This is a genomic window from Candidatus Erwinia haradaeae, assembly GCF_900699015.1.
Classification (GTDB): domain Bacteria; phylum Pseudomonadota; class Gammaproteobacteria; order Enterobacterales; family Enterobacteriaceae; genus Erwinia_E; species Erwinia_E haradaeae_E.
In genome coordinates, this window is record NZ_LR217737.1 from 287734 (window position 1) to 303612 (window position 15879).

The 15879-nt window shown below is 29.3% G+C and carries 9 protein-coding genes; 4 read left to right on the top strand and 5 right to left on the bottom strand.

Features of this window, described 5'->3' with window-relative positions:
* Positions 1–433: 433 nt before the first annotated feature.
* Positions 434–1042: an outer membrane lipoprotein periplasmic chaperone LolA gene (lolA, locus tag ERCIPICE3303_RS00825; RefSeq protein WP_269775622.1), complete on the top strand. Its 609-nt coding sequence runs from the start codon at positions 434–436 to the stop codon at positions 1040–1042.
* Between the two features lie 892 nt (positions 1043–1934).
* The gene (locus ERCIPICE3303_RS00830; RefSeq protein WP_157990863.1) at positions 1935–3656 is read left to right on the top strand and encodes a proline--tRNA ligase; all 1722 of its coding nucleotides are present in this window, start codon (positions 1935–1937) and stop codon (positions 3654–3656) included.
* Between the two features lie 314 nt (positions 3657–3970).
* On the opposite strand, the gene ERCIPICE3303_RS00835 is transcribed toward ERCIPICE3303_RS00830, so the two are convergent.
* The 3 genes from ERCIPICE3303_RS00835 to clpP form a co-directional block, all read right to left on the bottom strand.
* Positions 3971–4639, bottom strand: coding sequence for a DedA family protein (locus ERCIPICE3303_RS00835; RefSeq protein WP_157990864.1), 669 nt, complete (start codon positions 4637–4639; stop codon positions 3971–3973).
* A 792-nt stretch (positions 4640–5431) separates the two neighbouring features.
* The gene (clpX, locus tag ERCIPICE3303_RS00840) at positions 5432–6721 is read right to left on the bottom strand and encodes an ATP-dependent protease ATP-binding subunit ClpX (protein ID WP_157990865.1); all 1290 of its coding nucleotides are present in this window, start codon (positions 6719–6721) and stop codon (positions 5432–5434) included.
* Positions 6722–6841: 120 nt separating this feature from the next.
* Entirely contained in the window at positions 6842–7465 is a 624-nt protein-coding gene (gene clpP / locus ERCIPICE3303_RS00845; RefSeq protein WP_157990866.1) for an ATP-dependent Clp endopeptidase proteolytic subunit ClpP, read from the bottom strand.
* Positions 7466–8152: 687 nt separating this feature from the next.
* Between clpP and ubiA the strand changes: the two genes are divergently transcribed.
* On the top strand, positions 8153–8998 hold the full coding sequence (gene ubiA / locus ERCIPICE3303_RS00850; RefSeq protein ID WP_157991284.1) for a 4-hydroxybenzoate octaprenyltransferase: 846 nt from the start codon (positions 8153–8155) through the stop codon (positions 8996–8998).
* Positions 8999–9622: 624 nt separating this feature from the next.
* On the opposite strand, the gene ERCIPICE3303_RS00855 is transcribed toward ubiA, so the two are convergent.
* Complete coding sequence (locus ERCIPICE3303_RS00855) at positions 9623–10735, bottom strand: glycosyltransferase (RefSeq protein WP_157990867.1); 1113 nt, start codon at positions 10733–10735, stop codon at positions 9623–9625.
* A gap of 3 nt (positions 10736–10738) precedes the next feature.
* A complete protein-coding gene (locus tag ERCIPICE3303_RS00860; RefSeq protein ID WP_157990868.1) occupies positions 10739–11866 on the bottom strand; it encodes a glycosyltransferase family 4 protein in 1128 nt (375 codons plus the stop codon).
* Between the two features lie 2284 nt (positions 11867–14150).
* Here ERCIPICE3303_RS00860 and pgm point away from each other — a divergent pair.
* A complete protein-coding gene (pgm, locus tag ERCIPICE3303_RS00865) occupies positions 14151–15809 on the top strand; it encodes a phosphoglucomutase (alpha-D-glucose-1,6-bisphosphate-dependent) (protein ID WP_157990869.1) in 1659 nt (552 codons plus the stop codon).
* Positions 15810–15879 lie beyond the last annotated feature (70 nt).

The window sequence follows — 15879 nt, forward strand, 5'->3', positions numbered from 1 at the left end:
GGGTTTTTGTATCCATTTAAAGTATTTTCTATGTGTGAGAGATGTTTGATCATGATAGATAAAAATATAGATATACATTATTAGGAGCATGAAATTATACAGAATTATATGATATGGTTTTAATATTAGAAGATTCAATGATTATAAAATCACTATTTAATTTAATTTATTAAATTTATTGATGATGTTAGTATCTATTTATATTGCAAAATTATAGATTTTTGAAAAAAAATGAGTGTATGTGAAATTATTTTGTATAATTTTTATTTTTTCAATAGGATTCAATCCTAACTTTTTATGTCTCTAAGAATTAGGTTCTCTATTTATCAGTAAACTGTTATTGTTACAAGTATTAATAAGATTTGATCTTATTTCAAATAAGAATAGATCTTTATATCTTATTTTTTAATGTACTGTCTAGTTTTATTACATCATGAAAAGAATATTAATTAGTTTTTATTTTTTATATATGTTTATTTCTTCAGTTGTTTTGGCAGATCCACAAAGCGTTCTACAACACCGTCTGGATCAAGTGAATTGTATTTACGCAAGATTTCATCAGAAGATCATGGATAAAAATGATATTTTGGTTCAAGAGTCTAGTGGTGAGTTATGGATACGACGACCCAATAAATTTTACTGGCATATATTTATTCCAGACGAAAATATTGTAATTTCAGATGGTCAAGAAATATTTTTCTATCATCCATTAATTAAGCAAGTTGTTATTTATCGTATACAAAATGCTCTCAATTACACTCCATTTATTCTGATTGCACGGAATCGTAATGTTGATTGGAAAAAATATAATATTGTACAAAAAGATGATCATTTCTTTCTTGATCCTAAGAGGAGTGAAAAAGATTTAATCAAGTTTTCTATTGAAGTAACAAAATCTGGTATGATTAATTGGTTTAGCAGTATTGAGGAGGACGGGATGTATAGTAGTTATGATTTTAATAATCAAAAAAATGTATTAGTTGATACTGATAAATTTAAATTTATTTTTCCTTCTGATGTGACAATCGATGATCAAAGGTAGAGTAATCTTATCTGAAATATTAGATAAATAAGTCGATGTAAATTTAAAGATTATAGATAATTTTAATGACTAAATTATGTTATTATTAAGTATTGATTGTCGTTTAAATAAAAATCTATATAAGTATTGGTTATATTATATCGATATAAGTTTAAACATTAAATTCGATAATATCTTTTAATAATGTCTTTCATAATAAAGATAGATCTAATAAAATTATAGATATATAATTTTATTATATTTTTGAGGAGATTTAGCATCTCTCTATCTAGAGAAAATGGTTATAAAATTTTATTATACATATTTTATGATCTTTTATCATAATTTTTAGATAAAGAACGAAAAGTTAGTGATTTATCTCTATTAAGATCATGTTAGACTAATTATAAGCAATTCCTTTAGAGAAAAGGTTATTTTGTTTGATTTTTAATTGTTATTTTTATAACATCTTATTTATATCTAAGACAAAAGGATAGATGTTTTTAAATTTAAGATTTTTCTTTTAAGTTAGGGAAGAGGAAGTCATATTATACTAATTACAATATCATATAGTTACAGGATGCTTATTATAATATATTTTTGATATCAATATTGAATATATCATATGTGATATTATAAAGTATTAGTTAGTTTTTAATATTTTTATTTTTTTAAGTGCAAGGTAAGAAGGGGTTTAATATGAATTGATTGATAATCTTTTTTATTATTTTTACATATTGAATTCATATCTATGTGCTAGATCAGTCCAGTAATATTTATGATTAATTTTTCAATAAAAAGATTTTGGTATATTTCTAAAGATTAATGTTATAGAATCTTTTCATTATAATTATATAATGTTAGTATATTTGTATTTCTTTGGTCTTGATTATTTATAATAAATAAACAATTTATGCGTACTACTCAATATCTTCTTTGTACTCTTAGAAATGAACCTTCTGATGCTGAATCGCTTAGTCATAATTTAATGTTGCGTTCCGGAATGATTCGGAAATTAGCATCGGGATTATATACTTGGCTACCTACTGGTTTGCGTGTCTTAAAAAAAGCTAAAAATATTATCCGTGAAGAGATGAACCGTGTTGGGGCATTAGAAATTTCCATGCCTATCGTACAGCCGGCTGATTTATGGAAAGAAAGCGGACGTTGGGAGCAGTATGGCTTAGAATTACTGCGATTTGTTGATCGGAATAATCGTTCTTTTGTTCTTGGGCCAACCAATGAGGAAGTTATAGCAGATTTAATACGTTATGAACTGGTTTCATATAAACAATTACCGTTAAATTTATTTCAAATTCAAGCTAAATTTCGTGATGAAATGCGCCCTCGGTTTGGAGTTATGCGATCACGTGAATTTTTAATGAAAGATGGTTATTCATTTCATGAAACCCAGAGCTCTCTTCAGCAAACTTATTTTGCTATGTATCATGCTTATAGTCATATCTTTAAAAGAATGGGTCTGAATTTTTGTGTTGTACAGGCAGATTCTGGGAATATTGGAGGTCAGATCTCTCATGAGTTCCACGTATTAGCTGAAAGTGGCGATAATAGTATTGCGTTATCTACTGAGTCAGAGTATGCAGCTAATATCGAAATTGCTGAAGCAGTATCACCTCTGAAGAATCGTAATTCTTCTACTAAAATAAAATCTGATTTTGAAACACCAGCAGTTACAAATATTATTGATCTTGTTACACAATTTGATATTCCACTTAAAAATATAGTCAAAACAATTGTAGTAAAATCTAATAACAACAGTGGTTCTGAATTAGTTGCTCTTTTGATTCGAGGAGATCATGAATTAAATATTATTAAAGCCGAAAATATTGATATTGTTTTTAAACCATTGAGTTTTGCAAACGAGACGGAACTGCGTGAAAAATTAAATGTTAGTTCTCGGTCATTAGGTCCAATTGGTATTAAAATACCTATTATTGCTGATCGATCTGTTTTACTAATGAGTGATTTTATCATAGGTGCTAATGTTGATGGATGGCACTTTAGTGGTATTAATTGGGAGCGGGATCTACCAATACCACGTATTGAGGATATTCGTAATGTGGAGGAGGGGGATATAAGTCCTGATGGAAAAGGTACTATTTTTATTCAACGTGGAATTGAAGTAGGTCATATTTTTCAATTAGGTGAAAAATATTCACGGACTTTAGATCTATTAGTACAAGATAAAGATAGGCAACGTAAAATAGTTAGCATGGGTTGTTATGGAATTGGTATTAGCCGTTTGATAGCCGCGACAATTGAACAGAGTCATGATGAACGAGGAATTATATGGCCAGCAGCTTTATCTCCTTTTCAGATAGCAATCCTACCGATGAATATGCAGAAACTAGATTGTATTAAAAATATAGCTGAGGATATATATAACCAGTTAGTTTCTTTAGGATTTGATGTTGTTCTTGATGATAGGAAAGAGAGTTTAGGTGTGATGTTTTCTGATATGGAGTTAATCGGTGTGCCGCATTTTATAGTTATCAGTGAGCGTCATATTCGGAATGCAGAAGTTGAGTATCAATGCCGTTATTCACATGAAAAAAATATTATAAAAATTAGTGATGTGGTACCCTATTTCATAGAACTACTGAACTACAATTGATAATATGTAAGATTATACTGTATATTTGATAAAAATTTTATCACATCCAGAATAAGATTATATTTATATATTGATTGATATATAATCAACCAAATTAAATATATAATCTATTATTATAGGGTATAAGATAGTTTACTAGCGAAAGATGAAATTTTTATTATAATTAGTGTATTTATAATAGTTTATATCTTTCTAATTTTTATAGATCATTAATAATCTTATTAATTTTAAGAAAAACTATGAATTGTAGGGTAATAATGAAGTATGAAAAATTCATTAGTATTTTCTATGTATTTATAAGAGATATACTTCCATTATATTTTCTTATAATTAGACAGTTTTTTTCTAAAAAAAAGATATATATAACTAATCAAACCGCATAACATTAGTGCTAAAGGTATTAGCATCATTACACATAGTAGCTGATTGGAATAGCTATGAAATATTGGTGTTTTTCCAAATATAAATCCTATCATAATAAGAATTAATACCCAAAGAAATGAACTAATCCAATTGAAGAATTGAAAACGTAAATGACTTAATCCAGATAATCCGGCTAGAATAGGAAGAATAGTACGTACAAATGCAATAAAACGTCCAAAAAATAATGCAGACAATCCATATTGATGGAAAATATTTTTAGATTTTTGATGATACTTCATTGGAAGATATGATAACCATCTTTGTACTGTGTAAGTATTGCCTAGCCATTTACCTTGAAGATAACTAACCCAACAGCCAAGGCTAGCAGCAGTAGTAAGGATAAATAATATGACTATGCAATTAATTGCTCCTTCGGCTATTAATATTCCGACAAGAATTAGCAAGCTGTCACCTGGTAAAAAAGATGTTGGAAGTAATCCATTTTCTAAAAATAGAATTAAAAATAATACTAAATAAAGAGTCCAAATAAGAGTAGGGTCCGCGAGAATCACGTAATCCTGTTTCCACAAGGCTTGAATAAGAGACGTTAGAATACTCATTAGTTATATTAGCTCCACTACAAGATATGAATACTTATCTATGTATTAATAATCTGAATTAGATTTAGTAATTCTAAGTTCATTCCAATAACCACTATAGTACAGTTGTATCACAATTGTTATTAGTTATTTTATATGTTGCTTAATTAATTTAGGTCTCAATTTGACCACCATTAGTGATGGTTTTAGGAATTATATTGACTGATAATGGAGTTATGCTATTCTTATTATTGTATGATTTTGTTTTTACTTTTTAATTCTTCTTTTCACCTAATAAAAAGATGATGAAGTAGTAATATTTAGGCTAGCAGCATTGATTAATCTTATATTCGATTTTTAATATTTATTAATCAAGCTTATTAGTTATTTTGTAGGAGGTGAGATAGCAATGTGAAAGATAATGCTATGTTACAGAGATAAAAAGATGAATAGAAAAATTCCGATATTATATATAAGTAAATTTGATTAGAATGTATTTAGGTATAAATTTAGTCGATTTTTAAAAAAAATAACAAGAATCGTATGATGATTTATTTAAATATTGTTGTTTGGAAGAGAATGAGAAAATACATGATTTAATATATTTTAATGTCATTAAGGAAGAACTAATATCAAGCTCTTGTATTTTGAATTAAAATCAAATCATCTCTTATTTAGATAGATGATATTACTTAATTTTTTAGATTAGTAAGCTTGATCGTTTTTGATAATATATTATATTTTAAGAATATTTTTCGATATTTATATATCTCTGATCTATTTTGATCAAAATCGGGATCAATAACTTGTCCATTATGAATCTTGTTTTCTTTTTAGAGATATCTTCTTTGATTCTTCGCTATAAATGAGAAGAGGTTCTTGTTTTCCATCCACTACTGATTCGTCGATAATAACTTTTTCAATATTATTCATAGATGGCAAGTCATACATAATATTCAATAATACGTTTTCTACTATTGAACGGAGTCCTCTTGCTCCAGTTTTTCTTTGTATTGCCTTCCGTGCAATAGACCAGAGAGCTTCTTCTAAGAATTCTAGTTTGACTTTTTCCATATTAAATAATACTTGATACTGTTTAGTTAGTGCATTTTTAGGCTCTTTAAGAATAGCGACTAACGCTTCTTCATTAAGGTTGTGCAGTGTTGCTATTATTGGAAGACGACCAATAAACTCTGGAATTAACCCAAACTTAATCAGATCTTCTGGCTCCACCTGTGCTATAAGTTTATCTTCCGGTATTCTTTCTGATTGCCCTGTAACTAGCGCGTTAAAACCAATTCCAATTCCAGTATCCACTCTTCTGGTTATCACTTTTTCTAGCCCTGCAAAAGCACCCCCACAAATAAAAAGGATCTTAGAAGTGTCTACGTTTAAGAATTCTTGTTGTGGATGTTTACGACCGCCTTGTCGTGGTACTGATGCAATAGTTCCTTCAATTAGCTTAAGTAATGCCTGTTGAACGCCTTCACCAGATACATCACGGGTAATTGATGGATTATCTAATTTACGTGAAATTTTATCAATTTCATCAATATATATAATTCCATGTTGAGCTTTCTGTACGTTAAAATCACATTTTTGAAGAAGCTTTTGAATAACATTTTCTACATCTTCACCAACATAGCCTGCCTCAGTTAGTGTAGTAGCATCTGCTATTACAAAAGGTACATCAAGTAAGCGCGCCATAGTTTCTGCTAATAATGTTTTACCACTACCTGTTGGGCCAATTAGAAGAATATTGCTCTTCCCTAGTTCAATGTGGCTTAGTTCACCATCATGACGAAGACGTTTATAGTGGTTATATAGAGCTACTGCAAGTATTTTTTTAGTTTTATCTTGTCCAATAACATAGTTATCGAGATGGGTACGAATTTTATGTGGAGTAGGTAATAAATTAGATGGGCTAGCTGTTGGCTGATCTATCTTATTGTCGTTATGTATAATATCATTGCATAAATTAATACATTCATCACAGACATATACTGATTCTCCTGCAATTAGTCGGCGTACTGTATACTGGCTTTTTCCGCAAAAGGAGCAATAGAGTGTTCTATCTGAACCGTTTTGGTTGTTAGTGGTCATCGTTCTTTCTCTTTTTATAATTTTTTTATTTATTTTAAAGTAAGAAGCATGTAGTGAGATCTTGATGTATTTATTGTACTGAAATATAGATACATATTATATTTATAATAATCGAATTTATTATCTTCGTTGAGACAGAATAGCATCGACTAAACCGTATTCAACTGATTCTTGAGAGGATAGGAATCGATCTCGATTGGTGTCATTCTCAATAGTTTCAATAGTTTGACCAGTGTGTTTTGCCATCAATTGATTTATTATCTTTTTTGTTTTGATAATTTCACGTGCATGAATATCAATATCAGAAGCTTGTCCTTGAAATCCACCTATGGGTTGATGGATCATCATCCGTGAATTTTTCAAACAGTAACGCTTACCTTTTGTGCCAGATGTTAGTATAAATGCTCCCATAGAACATGCTTGTCCTATGCAAATAGTTCTAATATCTGGTTTCACAAACTGCATCGTATCATAAATGGACATACCAGCAGTAATTACACCTCCAGGAGAGTTGATATAAAGATGAATATCTTTTTCTGGATTATCGGCTTCCAAGAATAGAATTTGTGCTACAATTAAATTGGCCATGTAGTCTTCAATTTGTCCAGTAAGAAATATAATGCGCTCTTTCAGAAGGCGTGAATAAATATCGTATGAACGTTCTCCTTGAGAAGTTTTTTCAACGACCATTGGTATTAAAGTCATACAATCTGTAATGTATGCACGTGTATTACTATGTAACATCGCTGTCTCCTAATTTTACTCTGGGTATTAATTATTGTATAATTATATGAAGAGATGTTGATGATATTAGAAATCTTCTATTAGAGTTTTCTTTTTAATGTAAGTAATTATGAAATTGAACATCTAGATGAGTATTATTTGGGGTCTAACTCAGGTATTTCAAGATCCGAGTTAATCTTATTATAGAGGGGGATAGATTTGATCTTGTTATAATTATTATATTATAATATTGTTGGAATAAAATTTTAAATTCCTATATAAATAGGACAGATTGTCTATTTTTGAATATTTATAGAGTCTGATAAAATCCTGTTTTATTTTTATAAGGAAGGCTGTATTTTAAATAATTGATATTTAAGAAATACGTATAAGTAAATATTTTATATATTTTTTATGATACTCATTGAGTAATCAAAAAGAGATAAAATTTTATTTAATTCTTTAGTATGTGAATTTATGAATGATTCATATATAAAAATAGTGTTGTCTTCTATTTTTTATATTACTGAAATTTATTTATAAATAAAATTTGATTATATAATTTTCAAGCGACTTATATAACAGTTGTTATATATTTCTAATGTTTTTAACCAGAATGTATATACTTTACTATTTTTTTAGGATCCATATCCTATGAAATAGGATTTATTAGGGATAGGTATTTTATTTTTGATCTACGTTTATAATATAAGTAAGTTAGTGGTTTACTATAGCTTGATTCGTGGTGATAAGCCTGCTGGATTATTGCTTCTTCTTTGGCCTACTTTATGGGCCTTATGGTTATCGGAGATGTCCACTCCATCTTTTGAAGTATTATTTGTCTTTGTATTAGGTGTATTTTTTATGCGTTCTGCTGGATGTATAGTGAATGATCTTGCTGATTGGAAGATTGATGGCTATATTAAACGTACATGTAAACGTCCGATCCCTCATGGATTAATATCAAAAAAAGAGGCAAAAATATTTTTTTTATTTTTTATTTTGTTATCTTGTTTTTTGGTTTTAACTATGAATAAGACAACGATTTTTTTATCGTTTATTGGTTTATTCTTAACTTTAATCTATCCATTTATGAAACGTTATACCCATCTTCCACAGGTAGTGCTAGGAGTAGCTTTTAGTTGGCCTATTCCTATGGCTTGGGAGGCGGTTAGTCAAAGTTTACCTAAAGCTTGCTGGTTATTATTTTTAGCAAATATTTTTTGGGTGGTGGCTTACGACACGCAATATGCGATGGTTGATCGTTCTGATGACTTAAAAATTGGTGTAAAATCTTCGGCAATTTTATTTAATCATTATGATAAATTGATGATTGGGTTTTTACAATTCTTATCATTAATCATATTTATATTAATTGGATGGCAACTTAATTTAGCTTGGAGTTTTTATTACAGTATTTTTATTGCATCCTTGTTATTTATTTATCAACACAAATTGATAGCAGATCGCCATCCACAGGATTGTTTTCGAGCTTTTCTTAATAATAATTGGGTTGGATTAGTTTTATTTCTTGGTATTGTATGTAGTATATAAATTGCAATATTTTATATAAAATTATCATTTTAAGTGTTTGTATGGATCATTTTAAATTAGGTGTATTTTATAGTGTATCTCTTATCTGATGATTACAAAATAATTGCTCAGGAGTTCATTAATAATTTCAGTTGAATTGAATAGATCTTGGTATAACCTTGTTTAACAAGCAATTCTGTATGTATGTAATATAGAGCTTGAATGTGTATATTATAAAGATCTTATTTTATTTGTATAATTCAATATTATTTTTTTTATTTACTTAGACCAGAAGTTTGTTAAATTCCTGAATACAATGATATTGAGAAGTGATTGGAGTAATTAATCTGAATATTGTCAAGAAGAATGGAATAGGATAATGTATTTATTTATAGATATATTAATTTTTAATTTGTATACTAAAATTTGATGGTATTATTATTTATAATATTAGTGATCATAAGTTGAATGGTGTAAGTGATCAAAAAGATTGTGTCTATTAGACTAAAATAATCTAGGAAGAAATAATTTTATAGCTATAATTAGACTGATAATTAGAATTAGAGTAAAATATATTATTCAGGATGGAATATCAAGATATTTAATAACATTATCGTGTATTTTGGTATATATTATATATATTTATTATTTAAGTTTTGCTAAATTTAAATATTTTTTACAAATAGGAAGAAAATCATATTGTATTAATTTTTGTAGATTCAGTGGAGGTGGTGGAGAAAGGTAGGTTTCTATCATTTTTTTTGCTAGAGAGTCAGCGTTTAAGTCGGCTAGCGCTCTATCTACTCCAGCATCTTTTAAAATTTCTTCTGGTCCTCCAGGACACCGTGTGCTTACAACAGGTGTACCGCATATTAACGCTTCTACAAGAACATTGCCGAATCCTTCACTATCTGAACTAAGAATAAGCATAGCTGCATTCTTAATTAGAGGGTAAGGGTTGCTCTGAAATCCAGTTAGTATGATTTTTTCTGAAAGACTCATTTGTTCTATGAGTGTTCTAATCTTATTAATTTGTTTTTTATTTCCAGTGCCTACTAGAACTAGTACGGCTGGTATATTTGATTGTGCATAAGCTTCAAGTAATCGATCATGACGCTTATTAGGATGAAAGCGGCCAACATGTATTAAATATGGTTTTTGTGGTAAACGGCAATGTTGATTAGCTTGATTAAGGATATAGTTAATCTTAAATGGATTGTTAATTATAGCTCGTTGATTTGGTAGAATAGATAAATTTAATATTAAATCTTCTTCGACAGATTTAGAGACTGATAGGATATTTTTTCCTTGGTAAATTTTTATAATTTTTGTTTTTTTAATCCAGCGACTAATGGTATGTCGTTGTTCGAGATAGGATGCAGATAATATACTATGTACACAGTACCATATGTTTTTTTCAGACAGCAGATTAGCACGAGTAACTATACGGTCAGTTTGGTGTAAATGGGAAAAAATTAGGTCGAACTGACCTTCTTTTGTTTCTTTTTGTTGAATAATTTTCTTGAGTTGATGTGATTGTTGTTGAGATTTGGTTAATAATCTTAGCCAAGATAAAGACCTATTGATATTTCCTAAAACTTCATATCCGATTCCTACAGGAATCGGATAATGACAGACATTCCGTAATGACAATAAGCTAATTTCGTGTCCGAGTATTTGCATTCCTTGACATAGGGTAAGAACAACCTTCTCTGCTCCGCCACCTGGCAGACCATCAATAATCATTAAGATTCGCATAAGTTAATTCATCACTATCTGATAAAGAGATATAAGTTGTTGAGCGAGTCGACTAGAAGAGAGTGACATAGCTTTTTCTCGTGTATGGTTTCTTATATGGCTATTGCATCTCCATCGTGATAGTTCCATAATTGCATCTCTGATTGCAGGAACGTCGAGTGCATCACAAATATAGCCAGTTTTACCAGATTCTACAAATTCGTTACCACCACAAGTAGTTGATGTAATAATTGGTAAACCACACGCCATTGCTTCAAGAATAACATTCGGTCCAGGGTCGTATAGAGATGGAAGAATTAGCCCGTCTGAAGCTTGATACCATTGGCATGTATCAAGTTGTGCTCCAGCAAAAAGAATTCGGTTCGCGCAGCCAAGCTCATTAGCTATCATTTTGTATTTTTTTTCTTTTTTATCTTTTCCCACAACAATAAGATAGTAGTTTGTCATTGCTACTGCATGGATTGTAGTTTTGAGTCCTTTACGTTCATAACCAGAACCAACATAAATAAGTATATAAGCTTGGCATGGAAGATGGAGTTTTCGTCGAATGCTGGCTTGTTGTTGTTCGTTAGCTGGAATAAATCGTCTGGTGTCAATCGCATTATAGATAACGTGAATTTTATCACTATTGACATCAAATCTTTCAATAATCTCTTGTTTGATCATTTTTGTATTACAAATTACTGCTTTTAGTTCTGGTGCTTGATACATTTTCTGTTCAGTTTTCATTATATAATTATGGTATCGACTATTGAATAGCATCTTTTGCTTCCACTTAGGTAGTATGCGACACCATTGTTCCAACCAGATCTGATGTACACCATCTCCTGCACGATATATATGACATCCAGCAATTCGCTCATGGCTCTGAATCAGATTAATCTGTTCTTTCTTCCAAAGCTTGTAAGCAGCTTTTGCAAAATCTCGCTCTCGGCTAACACGTCCTAATTTTATTGGATTACATAGATGAAAATTCCAGTTTGTTAGATATTTTTTTGGCCATTGTCGTGTAATAAAATGCAGATCTAGTATTTGAAGTTCTGAAGCTGCTAGTATACTAGAAATAAAATTTTCTGCGCCGCCATCAAAGCGATATTGTTGTCGAACGATTGCTAATCGTATCTGTTTCATAAGGGTCATATCAGTTATGGAGTTTAGTATTGGTTTCATAAGGGTAATATTAAGATACCGCTTTTTTTGTAGAATTAATAGGTTTTAGATTAGGTAGATTAATTAAATTTCTCAACAAGATTCTTCGTAAGTTAATTAATCCAAGTTACCACGGTATTGGTTTGACGTGAGGAAAATATGATGTATTATATTGGTCATATATAAGTTATTGTCTATATCTAGAAAATAGATTCTGATAAAAAGATCAGTTTTCTAAATAAATTTTTCTATTTCAGTTTAAGTGCGGTTATGCAAGATAGGAGGTATCTAATTAATTGGAGGTATCTAATTAATGAGGTAATCCTCGTAATTTTGATGGATATTTAGATAATATAGGAGAAAAAATAAAAATTATAGTATATAAAATATTATTTTTCTCTTAAAAGAATAACATACAATATTATTTAGTGCATGAGGTAGAAGTAATCAGTGTTCATTAGCATAGATTCAATATAGTTTTTAAAATTATATAATAAATTCTATTGTTAGAATATCTATTTATAGACAGTTCCTTCAATATTATTGTCAATATAAAAAAGATTTAAGGGAAGTAAAGAAGATAAATTTTTATTGATTGTAATATATTTTATGTTGATTGATATAAATTTAATTATAAGAGCAATAGATGCAATTATTATACTACTCTATAAATACTGAGATAGAGTATTTATTGAGATGATATTTACTTATGATACAAAATCATAACATATTCATTTTCTATTTACTTTGTAAGGGATAGATGATAATTAATGTATAATTAGCGTGATATAAGTTGTTTTTTGATGATAAAAGTGTTGAAGAAATTATCGTGTTTTAGAAGGTTTATTTATCAGAGTATCAACAGAAGTTAAGGTATAAAATCTTCTATAAATATCATTATAATTTTATAGATGTAATTATTTTAGTTATTCCTTGGGAATTATTGATAGGGAATTATGAAATTTTAGATTAGTTATAGATCATACAGCGATATTATTTGTGATGTTAAATCCTATATCTTTTTATTAATTTAGTAATTTATTGTGATTTAAGATTACATTCGCTTTTTGTTTATTTTGCGATAAATATAGATCAGACTTGGTATTAGAAGATACTTGTTTATCTATTTTATTATTAGTTTATATTGATTATTATAGTATCGTTCATTCAATCATATTAACAAGGCTCTTTTTTAATTATAGAAGAAAACATTCTTTTTTGATTGTTAATAAGATTATGTCTATTAGCTTTTATAATTACTGAAAGTTAGATAAAATATGATAGATGATTTGTAATGCAGATAGAGTCAAAATTATTAATAATTTACATTTATTTTCATTTTTCTAAATTTTATTATTTACTACATATAAAATGGTATAGCAAGGTATAAGTCAGTTTGATATAGATAAGTCTAGCAGTATCTTCTAGATTTGATCAGGTTTGGAATAAAGAAAGGAAGACTAGCTAAAAATTGGATAACTTGTTGATTCCATATTGTTTATTGATTAGGTATACAGAAAAAGAGAATTGAATTGTTTCATTTGGTCTAAAGATATTAATGTATTTACTATATGTTTGGTAAATATTATATACTGTTTTTTAAAATTATAACTTTCTACCTAGAAGAAAGTTAGATTACTATCAATAGTAGTTTAAATGAATATGATATTCATAGATAATTTGATGTTTATTGATTTATTTCAAGTCTAAACGTTCAGTTGAAGTTGGAACTATATTAATACATAACAAATCTAATTTTAATCAGATGAATTAGTTAAGAGATTGGATGCGTTACAATAATCTTGGTAGGAGATTATATTTTATTGTCTTTCATATAGTATATTGGTATATGCAATAGAATGAATATTCCTGATATTTCTATAAGAATATCACAAGGAAGATAGAAATAAATTTTATTCAATATGATATCTATTTATATTGATAACCATAGTTATATAGACATCTTGGTTTTCTTCTAATTGTTTATTATATCTTTAAGATTAAAATCTTAATTCTTTGTGAAGATATGAAATATTACCAATGCAGATTTGTTCTCTATATGAGTTTGACGTGTAGTATGATAAGAGATTGTTAAAGATTAGAGTTTAAATAACATATGTTTTTTAAATAAAACCAGAGTTTATTTTATGTGTATTATTTTTAATTATTATCTTTTAGTCGGAAGGAAAATAGTAAATATTAATAAATTAAGGTTATATAAGTTTATTTGATGTCTCTATTTTTTCAATACTTGGGGTAGTGTGAAATGGGTTATAGTTTTCGAGCTGGTCAACCAGCCAGACAGAGTGATCTCATTAATATTGCACAATTAATTTCTCAGTACTATCTATGTCATCCTCAAATAGGTAATGTTGATCATTCAGTGAAATTTGGAACTTCGGGTCATCGAGGTGGTGCTATGCGGTATAGTTTTAATGAGACGCATATTTTAGCTATTACACAGGCTATTGCTGAAGAGCGTAACAAACAAGGTATAACTGGACCTATTTACGTAGGAAAGGATACACATGCTCTTTCAGAGCCAGCAATGTATTCAGTATTACAGGTTCTCACTGCTAATGGTATAGGTATAATTTTACAAAAGGGAAATGGCTATACCCCTACACCTGCGATCTCTCATGCTATCATTGAGCATAATAAACAGGGTGGTTTGCAAGCTGATGGGATCATTATCACTCCTTCTCATAACCCACCAGGAGATGGTGGAATTAAATATAATTTACCGCATGGTGGTCCAGCTAGTAGTAAATTTACAAAAATATTAGAAGCCCGTTCTAATTCCCTTATTCAGAATCAATTAAAAGAAGTACGCAGTCTGACCTTTGATCAGGTATTGGTAAGTGGTTATATAAAGGAAACGGATATACTCCAATCTTATATAGAAGGCTTGTCAAAGATTATTGATATACCGTCAATCCAGAAAGCAAATTTAAAGATTGGTGTTGACCCTTTGGGTGGCTCTGGTATTGAATATTGGCAGTATATTGCAGATTTTTACCAGATTAATTTAACTATTATTAATGATTCCATTGATCAGACGTTTCGCTTTATGCATCTTGATTACGATGGAGTAATTCGTATGGATTGCTCATCAAAATTTGCTATGGAAGGTGTGTTATCATTGCGTAATCAGTTTGATCTATTATTTTCTAATGACCCAGATTATGACCGTCATTGTATTATTACTTCTGATGGGCTAATGAGTCCTAATCAATATCTTGCAGTCGCAATTCATTATTTATTTCAGCACCGGCCATTATGGGATAAGGGGGTAGCTGTAGGAAAAACGGTAGTGTCTAGTAGTTTGATAGATCGCATAGTTTACGATCTCAATCGTCATCTTGTAGAAGTGCCGGTGGGATTTAAGTGGTTTGTAGATGGTTTATCTAACGGTAGTTTGGGTTTTTGTGGTGAAGAAAGTTCGGGTGGCTCATTTTTGTGTTTTGATGGACAACCTTGGTCCACTGATAAAGACGGTATTATTATGTGTTTATTAGCAGCAGAAATTACCGCAGTGACAGGTAAAAATCCACGACAATATTATAATGAGATAGTTAATCGTTTTGGTAAATTTAGTTATAATTGTTTACAAGTTCCTGCTACATCAATACAAAAATTCTTTTTATCAGAGTTATTACCTGATAAGATGGAATCTAATATCTTGGCAGGTGATATAATTACTAATAGAATAAGAGTTGCACCTGGAAATGGTGAGGACATTGGTGGGGTTAAAGTGATGACCAAAAATGGTTGGTTCGTTTTGCGCTCATCTGGTACTGAAGATGCTTATAAAATTTACTGTGAAAGTTTTATTGGAGAGGGGCATCGTAGACAAATAGAACAAGAAGTATGTCAGATGGTTAGAAATATTTTTAATAATTCTTCATTAATAATGCCAAAATGATTGATAAGATAGTTATTAATTTCAGAGCATGGATATTATGTAGATAGTAACTGATTTTTAATTTGAGAAA